We start from the raw sequence: 15,528 nt of genomic DNA on the forward strand, positions 1-15,528 counted from the left end.
CACTTACACCTAACTCACAAGCAATGGTTCTTTGTGATTTGGTTTTGCACTCTTGTTTTAGAACTTCTAACCATGACGTCATACTCTCACCTCGTTGGGATATATCTTATTTTCATTGGCATCCCACAACCCTTTAGCACCCCGCTCTATTGGTGCTAAAGGCCCAGAATCCCGAATAAGAAGAAAAACTGCAGCATCTCCTAACTTAGGGGAATGGGGGCTCAAACGTCGTAAGTAACCAGCTTTATATAAACGGTTAATAAACTTTGATGCTGTACTACGTTTAGAGTCAGTGGCCATCATAATGTCTGTTATTTGAAATCGTCTTAGGACTCGCATACTTGCCCACATTTTTTGTCTTGGTCTATTTGGGGGCAATTTAGATTTAGTAGTTAAGGCTCTTCCTTTGCCAAAAGTAACTCCTTCTATATCTGCTACTTTGAATTTGTAGGGTCTTTCGGTACTGACCTTTTCAAGTCGATTATTTCTTAATAGCTGTTGTACAAAGTTAGACACATTGGTTTTAGGTACTTGAGCTTGTTGTGCGATATCTCGTACTGAAAAGGTATCCAGGACGAGCATGACCTGCCATGCTCGCTCTCTTAAACTAGTTTGTTCCATTAACATTCAGTAAACCTCAATAAATGTTTAAATAATTGGTTCATCTCCCCAATGGGTTGAATCAATTTTTTGCACATCATCTACTTGGGCTTTACGTTCAATTGTTTCCAATGCGATTGCGGTAAAACGGTAGTTCCCTTTTGTTTCAATCAAGACTCGTCTCAGCAAATCATCCGCAACTTTAATGCCGTCTTCAAACAGGTCGCGAACCATAATTTGTAAGTCGTCAATCGTTGCAGGCTGAAACTCATATCTCGCGGAAATACGACTATCTAATTGAGGTAACCCTGCGACCTTACGAGCAATTTTATCCATGCCCACCAAAATAATTGGTGTGTTGGTTAAGTCGTGAATGTCGCGGATCATTTCTAACAATTCTGGTTGGTCCATATAATAGTCAGCCTCATCCAAAAAAATCACTCGTGGCTCTACTGCTAACGCATCCACAGCTCTTTCAAACTTCGCCATTTTTGAACGAGGGCATTCTCTTATGCTTAACTCCTTCAGTAAGCGTTCTAAAAATGTAGACGCCGTCTCTAAACGAACTGCCCTGAGATAAATGCCATTGTCGATATTGTTTAATAACTTAAGTGTTGCGAAAGTTTTACCCAAACCTGGTCGACCATCCATAAGACCAATTCCTGGTACTGCAGGGGATCGAGTCAACAACTTGGTTAGTAATATGTTGGCTTGCGCCACGTTCTCTGTATAAGCAATTGTGTATTTCATAAGTTTACCTTTTAATTAACGTTTTACTTTTCGCTCAGGAGCTTCAGTACCAGCTTTCAACCTTTCCGCCATTTTTGCTGCATCTGGTTGTAGCTTTCTAAATCGATCCATCGTCATAATTTCTTCCTCAGTTAAAAGTCTAAAATCCTGTTGACGAAGGTAATAAGTAAATTCTTCAATTTGACTTGCAAATCGAGGCTTCGCTTGTTGAGCTTTGAAAGCTTGATCCATTTGAATTTGTTCTTTCCTTCTTCGCTCAAATTCACTCCTATCTAGACGCGGTTTTGATGGTTTATTGATGGCCTGTTGAGCACTTTGTACGGCTGTTGTTTCATGCTCTTTCCTTATATGTGGTAACCCTAAAACTGAACTATTCCTTATTTTGGCAGCGTCAAGAACATCCCTTGCAACCTCTCCAACACCAACTTTTCTACTTGCTTTTTTGAGCTCTTTTCGTTGTTGGGCCAATCTTTCATTTTGTTGACGCTGTGCTTCTTTCGATAATTGACTTAGCGAAATATTTTGACCTACAAGTTCAGGATTCTTAGCTACACAGACAAAAGCCATTGAACCTTGCTCAAAAACGTATAATTGACCGACATCGTGAGGGTCCCAAGAACAAAACAAGCTATCTCCAATAAGAGCCCCAAGCTCAGGTGCAAAATAACTAATCCCCTCCACGACCAATCCTGCATCTTTATTCGCTACGCGCATCCCAGCAGAGCGACCCGACGCGGCAGGCACTGGGCTAAGTAAGATATCCAACGCTCGATCATCCGAAATAGTTCTTATCGTTGAACGTTTACTTTGCCACTTTTCGGTTGGAGTACATTTAATGGAACGATGCTGCTTATGCATGTAATGATGATTTATCCAATCATCTATAATTGCTTGAAGCTCCTTTCCTGTGAGTGCAACGTCTACATCTCCTCCTTTTGAAATACGAAGCTTTCCCTCTAGATCCTTATCTTTACGACGCGACAGAATCTGTTCTGCAAAACTTCTTCTTGATCTAAGCTCTTGTCGTTTAGCTACGTTATGCCCTGCATAGCCAGGAAGCAGCGTACTAATTCCATGAGCCCACGTTCTGAAAAATCGCTCAATATGAGGCTTTTCATCACCAGCAAAAGGCTTAGTTAATACCTGCTTGATATTCAACGCATCCAATACGCTCATTACTCTTAAGCTTGTATAATCCTTGCCGTTATCGGTTTTTACACTTTCAGGAACACCAAATTCCAATATTGCTTTTCGCATTAAAATACAAACAGCCTCGGCACTAGATGTAGGATGAACAATCACAATAGGTCGTCGGCTGTATATATCGATTGCACCGATAATGCTGTGCCTACCATCCATTAACATCACATCTGAAGGTGTTGAATCGAGTTCCCACATCTCGTTTATTCGAGTAATGCTTTCACAAGCATTTCCCCACGCAACTTGCTTCCTATTTTTGAAGTCATCAGGACTAGCCATTTGATGAAGAGCTAACTTAAATTCTCTCTTAAATGTTTCTAACCAACGTCTAACAGAGCTTAACGAAGGTAATTCTGTATCGATCTTTCCTAGTCCAATTTGTCCTCTTAAAGCTTCATGTAGATTGGTGGCCTGAATATCAGGTTTATGCCAAACAAGACCTCTACAAAATGCTTTCAGACTTTCATCCTGATCAATTAGGTGCTTTCTATCGGGCTTGTAGTTTCCAGCTAAAGCAACTGGACCGTTGCTATTCAGGGCACTTACCCACCTTTTTAGAGAAGCTCGGCTTAACTGTTTAACTTGTATCCTTACCTGTTCCGGTAGTTGTAAGCTTCTATCGTTATATCTAGTAACAAATTCATCATCACCTACAGCAATCTGCTTGTTAGCACTAAAGGGAACTATGAATTGTTTATAAGCAAAACAGATTTGTAGCCTTGCTTCGGCACGTTTTTTTGCGTTGCCTTGAAGCTGGTTAAAGTCAATTAATGCTTGTTCCTTACACATCTGTTGTTTGACTTCGTTATTTCCATCCTTCTGTTTATGTTTATTTCCAATCAGACTTCCTAACCTGAATGTTGGGTTATCTTTAGCAGCTCGCTCAGCTAAGAACTTTGCTAAATGTCCCTGCATTTCACCTGGCAAACTTGTGAGCAGATATTCAAAACCACCACCTCGCCCTTGTCTTTCTCGCTTAGGCCAGTTTTCTTTACCTGCACGTATATTTATGTTTCTTCGTGAAATTTTAGTCGCTGTTGCTATATCTAATGCACTTACCCAGTCATTCATGCTCCCCCCTTACTAGGTGTGTCCTCGTCCCATTTTGTGGTAATATAGCAACACGGTATTTTTGGCTTTCGTCCTCGTTTACGGTTTGGATTACCATCCTTATCGTATCGACTTGGCCAAATTAACTGAGGTTTAACACCTATAGCATCTGCAATTGCCGCTTCCGCTTTTGGATAAGGTCGCTGCAGAGCATGTTGAAATGTCTTTGGAGTCAAGCCGTGATGTATCGATAGTTGTCGTAGTGACCATCCTGCTTTCTCCAAAGCCGCTTTAATATCAGCACGATCCCAATCATCGTGCTCACAGGGTGCCAAACCTGTTTTTTTTCGGCGTTTTGTTGTAGTCATGCCCAATAATACAAACGCATCATTACGTGCCTACAAGCTTCTGAGTTACGTTTTTATGCGTTAAATCACCATTAAAACGTATATCATTGAATTTTAACGTGTTATTTTTCTTGGATCTTGCACATTATTACGTGCCATATAGATCCAGCTTAGAAAGGCATAACTTGGATCATGAACTCTTTGGAAGAACGATTAAAAGCCGCTAGAACCTACTTAGGTTTTACTCAGGATGAGATGGCTAATGCACTAGGCGCAAAAAAACGTGGTTACCAAGAAAATGAAAATGGTAAAACGAAACCACGAGCAGACATCATTGCTGGATTTGTAAAACTTGGGATCAATGCAAATTGGTTGCTTGTTGGAGAGGGCGAAATGAGCCTTAGGTCAAGTATTGACCTAGTACCCAATCCCGATACTATTTCCGTTGAAAACAGTGTTAAACAGCCTTTAAACGCTGAATTAGCGGCTGATATCATCGGTTCAGCAGATATTGATGTGATAAAAAAAGCAGTTGAAAAGCTGCAATACACAAGCTTGAAAACGGTAGTCGACAAATTTGAAGAAGAATATGTTTTAGTTCCTGGCTACCATGTTCAAGTTAGCACTGGACATGGGACATGCCCATTTGATGAAGGCGTAAAACGTCATCTTGCGTTTAGACGTAAGTATCTGAATTATCGGAAGTGTAAAGATAATCAGCTTGCCGTAGTCTTTAGTCGTGGCGATAGTATGGAACCAACTATCAAAGACAACGATAGCCTTTTGATTGATCTTAGTTGTGTGCAGCCCGTGGATGGGAAAATTTTTGTTGTACGCCTTGGGGATGATCTCTACGCTAAGCGTGTACAGTGCCTGGTTAATGGTGGCTTGACCTTAATTAGTGATAACAAAGAATACCCACCACAAACCATAACTCCAGAAGATCTAGGCTCTCTTAAAATTATTGGTCAGGTCATCTGGATTGGGAAAGATGTTTAAATCTCATATCTAGCGAACAAAAAAAATGGGCTCGGCAATTTAACTCAATTCAAGCGACAAACTTGGATCTAAGTTAAAATCTCTTGAGCCCTTTCTCCACAAGCCTTCCGATGTAATCCGGTCAATTCCTATCTATTCCTTAGTTATCTCAGTCTTAATGGTTTCCTACATTGCCACACATAATGACTTTCTATTGGCATACTTTGAATGCAAGCAGCAAGTTTCTTTTCTAGTACCGTGTTAATCAGTCTTTGTTTGTTTATTTTGCTATTCGTTGTTGTAAGGACAATACAAAATGCCTCTTGCATAGCATCTTCTCCAAGCGATATTTCCACTTATCTTACCCAACTCTCGTTGTCATTCAATAGAGAAACCTTGCACAAAAAGGTTAATTCACAGCGCAAATAATGATTTAAAACAAATAATCAAGTCATTTAGTTTGAAGTGCGTCGAATAAACAAAAGCAATGACACTCGAATGACGTTTATTGAGAAGCGCTAGGCTAGAATTAATTTGCACCGGGATTCTTTACCCCGTACGCTGCCGATATACCAATATGGTCTCGTTGGTTGAAACAACATGACATAGGAGAGATTGCCGACACAAAAAATCTTTGATGGTTCATTCATCATTCCAATGATTTAATCTATCGCGCAATGGATTCGATAATAGAGACTCGATATCTCGTTTAATGGGTATCGAATAATAAAAATTCTAACAATACAATAATGCCTATTTTGTTTGCTTCGCACCGGAGAAGAGATGAAAGAATATAAAGCCGCTTCACTAGATCACCAATGTTGCCCTCTATGCGGCAGTGATGAATACCTTATGTCAGGCTCAGGTTCACTACTGTGTGCCGAATGCGGATCATTTTTCGAGAATGTTCATCAAATTATCCGCAGTGAAACATTACATGTAAAAAGTGCAGTTCCGATTTATTCCAGCCACAGCTCAATGATGAATTAACCACAAATACAAAAAAGCCCCTTTCGGGGCTTTTTTCATATATAAGCATTTAACTCGTCAAGTCGATGTATTGTGGCATACGTACCGGGATAAGATCGTTGGTTGATCCCTTCCAACTGGATGGTTCGCATCCCCGCTTTAACCCCAGCCTCAAGACCTTTGGGGGTATCATCGACATACAAGCACTCTTCAACACGAAAGCCCATATTCATCGCGCTATAAAGAATTAGATCAGGTTCCGGTTTCCAACTATTGGTATCGAATGCGGAAAACACTTTACCTTTGAAATATTGATCCAAGCCCGTCAACTCGAGCGCATGGATGGTTTTATCTCGCGGACCATTTGACGCCACACAATAGCTGATCCCTTTACTGTCAAGAGTTGCTAACGTATCAATTACCCCATCCATCGGCTTAAGTTCTTGTTCAAATAGCTGCTTTAGTCTTTGCCGATACAAAGGTTCCAATATATCCAAAGAGACATTCAACCCTAGTCTGCGCTGCGTATCATTTAAAATGTCAGCCAACTTACCACCAACAAAATAAGACATCGCTTGCTCTACGGGCAAACTCGCTCCAAACTCCCCAAAAACCAATGACAAAGCACGGCAACATAATATTTCACTGTCGACAAGAGTACCTTCACAATCGAAGATCACACATAAGGTTTGTCCCATCTCGGAGCACCTCTATTCGTTATTTTTAGTCTCTAAAATAGTATGTCGATTATGAAATAGTGACAGGTTTGACTTAACAAATTGGCTTATTTAAACAAAACGATGACAAAAAATTGTGGGTAGGTCACCCTATGTATTGGTCTTGATGCATAACAGCTACTTATCCTTTGTCTGGATAGGCATTACGAATCGCAATAAAGTCGTCTAAATTATCGAGTAAAATCGTCGTAAGTTCTGGATCAAATTGAGCGCCATGTTCACGTTTAAAATGCTCGACCACTTCCTCTAAAGTCCATGCTCGCTTGTAACAACGGACACTAAGTAAAGCATCAAACACATCTGCAATGGCTGTTATTCGCGAAAATATATGGATATTCTCACCGGCCAATCCATTTGGGTAACCACTTCCGTCCCAACGTTCATGGTGCTCATGAGCCACTGTGGCAGCCAAATTAAACACTTCACCACTACTTGCATTGAGTAATTTATAACCATGGGATGTATGGGTCTGCATGATTTCCCATTCAGAGCTATCTAGTTGTCCCAGTTTTTCGAGGATCGATTCTGGAATAGCAATCTTGCCTACATCATGCATCGGGCTAATGATCTCTATCAGTTCTACTTCACGGTGACTTAAACCATGTAAACGCGCTAATAGAGAAGATAACTGTGCTACGCGCTTAACGTGATTGCCAGTTTCACCTGACCGAGTTTCGATCGCTTCGCCGAGTACGACGATCATATCTTTTTGTGTTTTCAAAGTTTTTTTCTGTAGCTGCACTATTTTCTTGTTCTTTTTGTTTAATTCGCGTTTTTGTCGAATCGTAACGGCTTGGGTAACGATCACCAGTGCCATGCAAAAAATGATCGAGGCAGCGATACTCAACAGCTGCCAATTAGACTTAATGAAGCTCTCAGGCTGATTAAGTATCAACGTGTTTTGCGGTAATTGATGTTCATCAATGCCAAACCGTTCTAGAGCTTCAAAATCAACCACAGGCCGACTTGAATGACCCACGTTCACCTCCTCAGAAAAATTCAGCGGGATGAATTCATCGAGCGCGAGGAGCATTTCACGGCCAACTTGCTCAGAGCGATTGACGTAGCCACCAAAAATACCATTGGTAATATAAAATTCCCAAAAGACGAATACTGGTGCTGGACTATTGATTGCTATCTCTTGTGCGACATACTGATAACGATGATAAATGCCTCGATCGATATCGGTGTTGTAGTGCGTCAAAATCACAGCATCATCTGGGCTTATGCCCTGCAGTTCTTCACCGACACGCGCCAGTGGTATATCGCGAATCTCTATCACCTCGATACTGCTATTACGCGCCAGCACTTCAAGTGCTTTCTCACGCACATATTGCGATGTCGTGCTGCGATCAGAGATGTAGTACAAGCGCTGTAAGTTCGGTCGAACACGACTCATCAATTCAACGGTTTTATCAATTTCATCGCGTTCATAAATGATGCGATAGCGACTGGTCACTGCTGACAACGTCGCACTTTGGTTGTTAATACCAGCCGCAATGATTGGCAATCCCTTGAATGGGTTGTCAGGCCACTGGTTAATAAGGTCAAGTGCATTATCGTCAGTAACTAAGACGGCATCAAACTGATAATGTTGGTACTTAGTGTTGAAGTAACGAATAAACTCACTGTAGTAGGTCTCATTATAGACCCGCTTAGTATCAAGGTATTCTAAGGAGAGTTTCAGCTTGGTGTTGGATTTTGCAATCGCCTGCTCGATGCCAGATTGAAAATCCGCAGTCCACTGATAAGACGGCGAGTAAGAATGCAGAACCAAAACGTTCTTGTATTGCCATTGATTTGCCTGCGAAAACGATGATGTCACGCAAGCTACAACTAATAATAAAGATCGAAATATATAGGCCACTGGATTCTAAATATCTTGCTCATTAATAAGACAAGAATAACACAGCCGTCAATAAAGGCTTAGATAAGCATCAGATTTCAAGAACTACATCACCATTACCTACGGGGATTGAACTCTTAGTAAGGAGTGATTTAACAAAGCTCATTTTACTTTCGCTATGGGTATCGTTCGTGGTGATGTCAGACACTAAGACTTGCTCATTACTGCGCGTCAAAATAGCGGTCGTGACAGGCTCACCGTTCTGGAAACCGATGTACAATTCACAAGGTTCGGAATAAATAATTTGAGTCAAAAACTCAATCATCATTTGCTGATCTCCGTCCGATGCCCACTGTTTAGAATAAAGCAATGCGAACATAACGGTAAGACGGTGGAAGTCGACCAGATAAATATCTTCCGCAGCAAAGGTGTCACCTGCTGAATCTAATGTCGCAGCTGTCAGTATTTGGTATTGCTTGTGCTCCACACTCGCTTGGTAAAGAGCACGACCAACGAGACTTTCTTTGGTTGGGAACTCAACGTCAACTTGCGCATAAAGCCAGTTGTTTTTAATCTCTGCGATAGCAAAATGTTCAATAGTCATAATTTATTAGCCGTACCTAATCTTTCTATGCTGAGCTTAATCAGCCCCCTGCCTGAATACAAGCAATAAACCACTTCAACTCAAGAAATGTTGTTAATCTTCATCACTGACCAGACAACGAATATGTTAAACTTTATAAAAATCGAACAATGGAATTGAATAATGTTGAAAAAAATTTCCGTGGTTTTGCTGGCTAGTGCGGCTCTTGCAGGCTGCGACAGTGGCGAAGTCGGTGATGTGAGTTTGGGTATTTTTACGATGAAAGATATCAAGATCTCTCATTTAGATGACGACAAAATACCTGGCGTAACCTGTCATATCGCTTCTATAGAAGCCAATTTTTCACTCGCAGATCCAAGTGATAGCTCGATATCATGTCGTCAGACTGGTGACATTACCCCAGAAATGATCGCATCTATCGATAAAAGTGCTTCTGGCGAAGTGGTCTTCAAACAGTCTAAAAGCATCTTTTTCAAAACAATGAAAGTTAGACGCATCTACGATGCTGACAATCAGACACTACTTTATTTGTCTTACACAACTAAAGAGACTGAGGGCAGCTTCAAACACAGCCTCTCAACGGTGCCTTTGTGGGGAACAAAAGCTTACGGCTCCTATACTCCTGAGAAATAGATTAAAAAAGTGCCAATCGCTCTCGCTTGGCACTTTAATGTCACCTAAATGAAAGAATATCTTCATTAATGTGATATGATGCAGAAAATTTCCTACTCCCTTTTAATGATGAAGTTTCCTGGCCAGCGTAAATCTCAGCACTACTTTCCGACACATGCTCGTGATCCATTGATCAATCAGGCGAAGCAACCATCAAAACTCTACCGCCCAATTATTGTTGGCGTGGGGCAAACTATCGTCGACATTGAAGCTCGCGTCGATGACGAGTTTTTGTCCAAATACAATTTGAGTAAAGGTCACTCTCTCGTTCTTGAAGAAAGCCAAGCTGATGCGTTATACCGCGAACTTGTTGATCGCGAACTGATTTCTCACCAATACCCTGGTGATACAATTGGTAACACGCTACACAACTACTCAGTGCTAGCAGACAGCAAGTCGGTTTTACTTGGCGTGATGTCACGTAACATCGAGGTAGGCTCCTTCGCTTACCGCTATTTATGCCGAACTTCAGCACGAATGAACCTTAACCACCTGCAAACGGTTGAAGGCCCTATTGGTCGTTGTTACACCTTGATCACGGAAGATGGCGAGCGCACCTTTGCCATCAACGAAGGCCACATGAACAAGCTGCAACCTGAAAGCATTCCTGACGATGTTTTCGACAAAGCGTCTGCTCTTGTTGTCTCTTCATACCTGATGCGCGGTAAACCTGAAGACCCTATGCCAAAAGCAGTCGCTCGCGCGATTGAAATTGCCAAGTCTAAGAATGTGCCGGTGGTACTGACTCTTGGAACTAAGTGGGTCATTGAAGGCAACGCCGAGTGGTGGCAAGAATACCTAAAAGAAAATATCACGGTTGTTGCGATGAATGAGGAAGAAGGCCAAGCTCTTACTGGCTTTAGCGATCCTCTTCAAGCGGCAAATCGCGCCTTAGAGTGGGTTGATCTTGTACTCTGTACTGCAGGTCCTAACGGTCTTTACATGGCGGGTTATAGCGACGAAAGCTTGGCTCGTGAAACAGAACATCCAATTCAGCACAGCACTATTTCGGAATATAACCGCTTTGAATTTAGCCGTGCAATGCGCAAGCAAGATTGTGATGAAGCGGTTAAGGTGTACTCTCATATCGGTCCTTACTTAGGTGGCCCAATGGAGATCAAAAACACCAATGGCGCAGGCGACGCGGCACTATCAGCCCTACTTCACGATATGGCTGCGAACAGCTTCCATGAAGTTACTGTGCCTAATTCAGCAAAACATGATCACAGCTACCTAACGTACTCTTCATTATCGCAAATTTGTAAGTACGCAAACCGAGTTAGCTATGAGGTGTTAACCCAACACTCTCCTCGCCTTTCTCGTGCACTTCCAGAACGCGAAGACAGTTTGGAAGAAGCATACTGGGATAGATAATAGATCTTGTTAAATAAGGCCGCTAAATTAGCGGTCTTATTTTTATATGCCTATTATGGTTTTGTTTTAATCGATAGAAATATACGGATAGAACACCAAATTGTCGCCTTCGACCATATAGCAATCCATCTTTGCTGCATGCGCCGCTTTTTTTCCCAACTCAGTATCTTCAAAAACCACGCAAAGACTAGGCTCAAGATTTAGTAATTTGGCCGCTTTTAAAAAGGTATCTGGATTAGGCTTATGCGCTTCCACATCATTAGCCGATACCAAGACGTCAATACTCTCAAACAACCCTGATTGACGTAGCAAGCGTTCCGCAAGTACACGCTGGCTGCCGGTCCCTATTGCGATCGGCTTTTTGCCTGCATAGGTTTGCAACACCCTGTTTGTACAATCAATTATCTCAATATCTGTCGCTATCTCATCAAATGTTGCCATTTTAAATCGAGCGATTTCTTGCGCATCCAATTGCAAGCCAAACTCACGATTGAGCTCAGCGACAATCTTGTAGCTCGGCATTCCACCTAAACCATTTAACCAATCTCGAGAAAAGGGAAAACCAAATTTATTGGCGGTTATTTCCCATGCGTTTAGATGCTCTGGCATGCTATCGAGCAAGGTGCCATCCATATCAAATATAAATCCTTGGTATTGCTCGTACTTTTTCAGCATAATGTTTACTTTCTTCTTATAATCAGATATTTAAAACTTAAACGTTTATCTTTGGTACCATTTTTTGAATAGTAATTTTCAAAAAATAATCTTAAATAAATTTAATGTAGTAGCTCTCGGAAGTCCTTATGAAAATTAAAACTAAGCTTTATTTGTTAGGCGCCATCGCCATCTTAGGAATAGCGACTTTACTGTTGACGACTGTCCACTTTGCAGACACCACTAAACAACTCAATCAAGCGAATCAACTAACCAAAGATCTTGAAATCCAACTGCTTAATCTTCGACGTAATGAAAAAGATTTCTTACTGCGCAGTGACCTAAAGTATCTCAATAAGTTTAACGATAATCTTGAAACATTTCTCAATTTAGAATCACAGCTTTCTATCATTCTATCGTCAAACAACCTTGTCAGCAGTCGTGGACTGCAAAATGATATTCAAACTTACCAAAGCACGTTCTCAAAACTGACCAAAGCTTACGAAGTGTACGGCATCAATGAAGATCAAGGTTTATTGGGTCAATACAATCGTTCACTTTACGATTACAAATCCAAACTGACGGTGGAAGAGTTGGTCAATCTCATCGCCTTTGATGATAAAATTCAGCAAGGCGTGATAAAACCGGAACTACTTCCGGCACAGGCGAGCGATATTCTGACTTCCGCAACCGCACTGACAAAGCAAAAGCAAATTATTGGCCTTAAATATAACGAAGGTCTGCTGGGCGAAACACGCAAAGCCTCTCACAACATTGAGCAGCAGTTTGATAGCTTCTCAGCAGCATTGACAGAAGAAACCAACCAGGCAATTGAGCGTCAAACCTTACTTAAACATTCTGTTAGTCTCATTATTGCAACGATTATCCTCGTTTTTATTGCCCAAATAGCACGAACTATCATTTCCAAAATCAATTCACTGCTTGTCGTGATTCGCAACATCGTTGATACCAATGATGTATCTCTGCGAGCGAAACTGCAAGGCAACGACGAATTGGTCATGTTAAGTCGTTACTTTGATGAGTTGTTAGAAAAACTGGAAACACTAATCTCTGGCTCGCAGACCAAATCTCACCAGCTCTATACCAGCACAAGCAATATGCACAATGAACTCGAATCAGTTATTCAGCAGTTCCAAGTGCAAGCCGATCATACCTCTAGCATGGCCCTTTCTGTTCAAGAGATGGTCTCAACCATTAGTGAGATATCCGAAAGCACTTCAGTTGCGGTTGAGGGAGTACATCAAGCCTCACAGAATGCCGATACCGGCCGAGAAGTGGTGGTGGATACGGTCACCAATATTACCCAATTGTCCGAGCGCCTTGCCAATAGTCAAACATCAATAAGCTCGCTTAACCACCATGTCGCGAAGATTGGTGATGCGGTTAATATCATTCAAGAAATTGCCGAGCAAACTAACCTGTTAGCACTCAACGCAGCAATCGAAGCGGCGCGCGCAGGTGAACAGGGGCGTGGTTTTGCCGTTGTTGCTGATGAAGTAAGAGCACTCGCGAGCAGAACGCATCAATCAACCACCGAAATTACGAACGTTGTCGATGCGATTCAAGCACAAATGGCTACGGTTATTAATGATATTGACCAGTGTAATGAGCAGGGCCAACACACACTGAATGGATCGGAGCAGCTTGACCAAAGCTTGCAACAGATTCTTACCGATATGAATAACATCCAAGCAAACTCAGAACGTATCGCCTCTGCAATTGAAGAGCAAGGTGCGGTTATGGTGCAAGTGAGTGACTCTATCACTGAGTTAAACACCATTTCAGATGGTAACACTCAATCGGCCAAGCATTGCTTAGTTGAAGTGGACAAGGTTGCTGAACAAGCTTGCGAAATGGATCATGCGGTGGCTGAGTTTAAAACCACACAAAATGCTTAAATATGTTCGCAGGTACTTTAAGCTAACTGCCTGAGCAGATCTACCACGATAAATGACAAAGCCCGCGTTCAAGCGGGCTTTGTCATTTCAATCCGCCTCTCTCACTGCGCAGGCATAAAACACCGCGCTGCAGTGACAACCTTTCGTCAATTGCGGCAACTTTAGCACTTTGGACGTTTATTTAACTCATCGCCATATTGGCAGCAACCACCAGCAATAACACAGCAAAGAGCTTTTTAATCGTGGTAACCGGTAAGTAGTGCGTTGATTTGGCACCTAAAGGCGCGGTAAACCATGAGGTGCACACAATACCAAATAAAGCCGGTAGGTAAACAAAGCCAGCAAAGCCATCAGCCAAGGCAAACTGACTGCTGCCAGAGCTGATGTAACCAATCGAACCAAACAACGCAATAACAATTCCACACGCAGACGCACAGCCGATGGCTTTTTTCATATCAATTGAAAAAAATGTGAGCAACGGAACCAAAAGAGCCCCTCCGCCAATACCTATCATCGCTGACAACGCCCCAGTAATTGAAGTCAGTACCGCCAACAACCCCCTATTTGGAATTTTGTGTTTATCAGTGCCACTTTTTTGCGTACTGCTGTAAAACATTTTCAGCGCGATAAGCACCACAGTGACCGCGAAAACTAGGCGAACGACCTTTTCGGGTAGGAACGCCGCAATAAAACCACTGATTAGCGCACCGACGGCGACCCCTATCATCACCCAAGGCGCTAAATCCCAAGGCACGTTGCCATTTTTATGATGTGCAATAGCCGAAGACGTTGATGTAAATAATATCGATGCTAATGACGTTGCAATGGCTGCAACCACAACCTGTTCTGGAGGTAAAACTTGGAAATGGAGCAAAATAATGCTCAACACAGGGACAATAACCAGCCCCCCTCCAATGCCTAATAACCCAGCTAAAAAACCAACACCACAACCCAGTAGTGCACAATATACAACTAACAACAATAATTCACTCATTCCATTCATCCATTAATGTGAGTCTTCATTCCGCTTTAAAAGCCAGCTTAACCCTACGTAAACAAGGGTTTAATTTAAGTCACTTTCTTTTAATTCCGTGAATATACCTGACAAAGAGATGAACATTCAAACAAACAGAACATGAAAATAACTCATACTCCAAATGAAATAAATCCAATGTTAATCGTCATTTAATCACTGTAAAACTCTCTATAAATCATCACCTATAGCAACGTCATTAAAATTAGGCTCTCAATAACAACACAAAAAATGTCTTATCTCGCTATAACGTTAATTGGATACCAAGCACCATGAATAAAGACTTCACTTTTACTATTAAACAACTTTCTCTCGATGAAAATTATCACCCATCAGACAGTACCCGCATTACGACCAATTTTGCTAACTTAGCGCGCGGCGAGAATCGCCAAAGCAACTTACGTAATGCTCTAAAGATGATAAACAACAATTTCAACTCGTTAGCTCATTGGGACAATCCTAAGGGTGACCGTTATTCTGTCGAGCTTGAGATTGTTTCTGTTGACATGGATTTAGAAGACGGTAAAGACGCATTTCCATCCATTGAAGTACTGAACACATACATTATCGACCATAAAACTGACCAGCGTATCGAAGGCATCGTGGGAAATAATTTTTCCTCTTACGTTAGAGATTATGACTTCAGTGTATTACTGCTTGAGCACAATAAAAACCAACCCAAATTCACCGTCCCTAACAAATTTGGTGAATTGCATGGCAAACTGTTCAAACACTTTATTAACTCTGATGTTTATCAGCGTAATTTTAATAAAAAACCCGTTATTTGTTTAAGAA

At 41.6% G+C, this 15,528-nt stretch carries 15 protein-coding genes; 5 read left to right on the forward strand and 10 right to left on the reverse strand.

Annotated elements, in window-relative coordinates; all coding sequences use genetic code 11:
• Positions 1-78 precede the first annotated feature (78 nt).
• From RH85_RS05995 to RH85_RS06010, 4 genes are read right to left on the reverse strand one after another with little or no spacing between them, the layout of a single operon-like run.
• Positions 79-627 carry a hypothetical protein gene (locus RH85_RS05995; protein WP_006711315.1) on the reverse strand — a complete coding sequence of 183 codons (549 nt, stop codon included), beginning with the start codon at positions 625-627 and terminating at the stop codon, positions 79-81.
• A gap of 21 nt (positions 628-648) precedes the next feature.
• Entirely contained in the window at positions 649-1,350 is a 702-nt protein-coding gene (locus tag RH85_RS06000) for an AAA family ATPase (protein WP_006711316.1), read from the reverse strand.
• A gap of 15 nt (positions 1,351-1,365) precedes the next feature.
• Positions 1,366-3,621 carry a DDE-type integrase/transposase/recombinase gene (locus RH85_RS06005; RefSeq protein ID WP_006711317.1) on the reverse strand — a complete coding sequence of 752 codons (2,256 nt, stop codon included), beginning with the start codon at positions 3,619-3,621 and terminating at the stop codon, positions 1,366-1,368.
• Positions 3,618-3,968 (reverse strand): helix-turn-helix domain-containing protein, encoded by a 351-nt coding sequence (locus RH85_RS06010; protein ID WP_006711318.1) that lies wholly within the window; start codon positions 3,966-3,968, stop codon positions 3,618-3,620. The genes RH85_RS06005 and RH85_RS06010 overlap by 4 nt, the downstream gene beginning before the upstream one ends.
• A 171-nt stretch (positions 3,969-4,139) precedes the next feature.
• On the opposite strand from RH85_RS06010, the gene RH85_RS22040 reads away from it, so the two are divergent.
• Complete coding sequence (locus RH85_RS22040; RefSeq protein ID WP_006711319.1) at positions 4,140-4,946, forward strand: XRE family transcriptional regulator; 807 nt, start codon at positions 4,140-4,142, stop codon at positions 4,944-4,946.
• Between the two features lie 143 nt (positions 4,947-5,089).
• On the opposite strand, the gene cutA is transcribed toward RH85_RS22040, so the two are convergent.
• The 4 genes from cutA to RH85_RS06030 all read right to left on the reverse strand — a co-directional run bounded on the left by cutA (position 5,090) and on the right by RH85_RS06030 (position 9,081).
• Entirely contained in the window at positions 5,090-5,254 is a 165-nt protein-coding gene (gene cutA, locus RH85_RS22215; RefSeq protein WP_083824851.1) for a divalent cation tolerance protein CutA, read from the reverse strand.
• A gap of 696 nt (positions 5,255-5,950) precedes the next feature.
• Positions 5,951-6,592: an HAD-IA family hydrolase gene (locus tag RH85_RS06020; RefSeq protein WP_006711320.1), complete on the reverse strand. Its 642-nt coding sequence runs from the start codon at positions 6,590-6,592 to the stop codon at positions 5,951-5,953.
• Between the two features lie 160 nt (positions 6,593-6,752).
• A complete protein-coding gene (locus tag RH85_RS06025; RefSeq protein WP_006711321.1) occupies positions 6,753-8,456 on the reverse strand; it encodes an HD domain-containing phosphohydrolase in 1,704 nt (567 codons plus the stop codon).
• A 112-nt stretch (positions 8,457-8,568) separates the two neighbouring features.
• Entirely contained in the window at positions 8,569-9,081 is a 513-nt protein-coding gene (locus RH85_RS06030) for a hypothetical protein (RefSeq protein WP_006711322.1), read from the reverse strand.
• 162 nt (positions 9,082-9,243) lie between these two features.
• Between RH85_RS06030 and RH85_RS06035 the strand changes: the two genes are divergently transcribed.
• Positions 9,244-9,714 carry a CreA family protein gene (locus RH85_RS06035; protein WP_005598501.1) on the forward strand — a complete coding sequence of 157 codons (471 nt, stop codon included), beginning with the start codon at positions 9,244-9,246 and terminating at the stop codon, positions 9,712-9,714.
• Between the two features lie 108 nt (positions 9,715-9,822).
• Positions 9,823-11,127: an inosine/guanosine kinase gene (locus RH85_RS06040; protein WP_006711323.1), complete on the forward strand. Its 1,305-nt coding sequence runs from the start codon at positions 9,823-9,825 to the stop codon at positions 11,125-11,127.
• A 66-nt stretch (positions 11,128-11,193) separates the two neighbouring features.
• On the opposite strand, the gene RH85_RS06045 is transcribed toward RH85_RS06040, so the two are convergent.
• Positions 11,194-11,802 carry a beta-phosphoglucomutase family hydrolase gene (locus tag RH85_RS06045; RefSeq protein ID WP_006711324.1) on the reverse strand — a complete coding sequence of 203 codons (609 nt, stop codon included), beginning with the start codon at positions 11,800-11,802 and terminating at the stop codon, positions 11,194-11,196.
• Positions 11,803-11,930: 128 nt separating this feature from the next.
• Here RH85_RS06045 and RH85_RS06050 point away from each other — a divergent pair, with 128 nt between their 5' ends.
• A complete protein-coding gene (locus RH85_RS06050; protein WP_006711325.1) occupies positions 11,931-13,700 on the forward strand; it encodes a methyl-accepting chemotaxis protein in 1,770 nt (589 codons plus the stop codon).
• A gap of 181 nt (positions 13,701-13,881) precedes the next feature.
• On the opposite strand, the gene RH85_RS06055 is transcribed toward RH85_RS06050, so the two are convergent.
• Complete coding sequence (locus RH85_RS06055) at positions 13,882-14,694, reverse strand: sulfite exporter TauE/SafE family protein (protein ID WP_006711326.1); 813 nt, start codon at positions 14,692-14,694, stop codon at positions 13,882-13,884.
• A 311-nt stretch (positions 14,695-15,005) separates the two neighbouring features.
• On the opposite strand from RH85_RS06055, the gene RH85_RS06060 reads away from it, so the two are divergent.
• Positions 15,006-15,528 (forward strand): putative oxygenase MesX (locus RH85_RS06060; RefSeq protein WP_006711327.1); only part of this gene is annotated, 523 nt, incomplete at its 3' end.

It is taken from the genome of Vibrio ichthyoenteri ATCC 700023 (assembly GCF_000222605.1).
Lineage (GTDB): Bacteria > Pseudomonadota > Gammaproteobacteria > Enterobacterales > Vibrionaceae > Vibrio > Vibrio ichthyoenteri.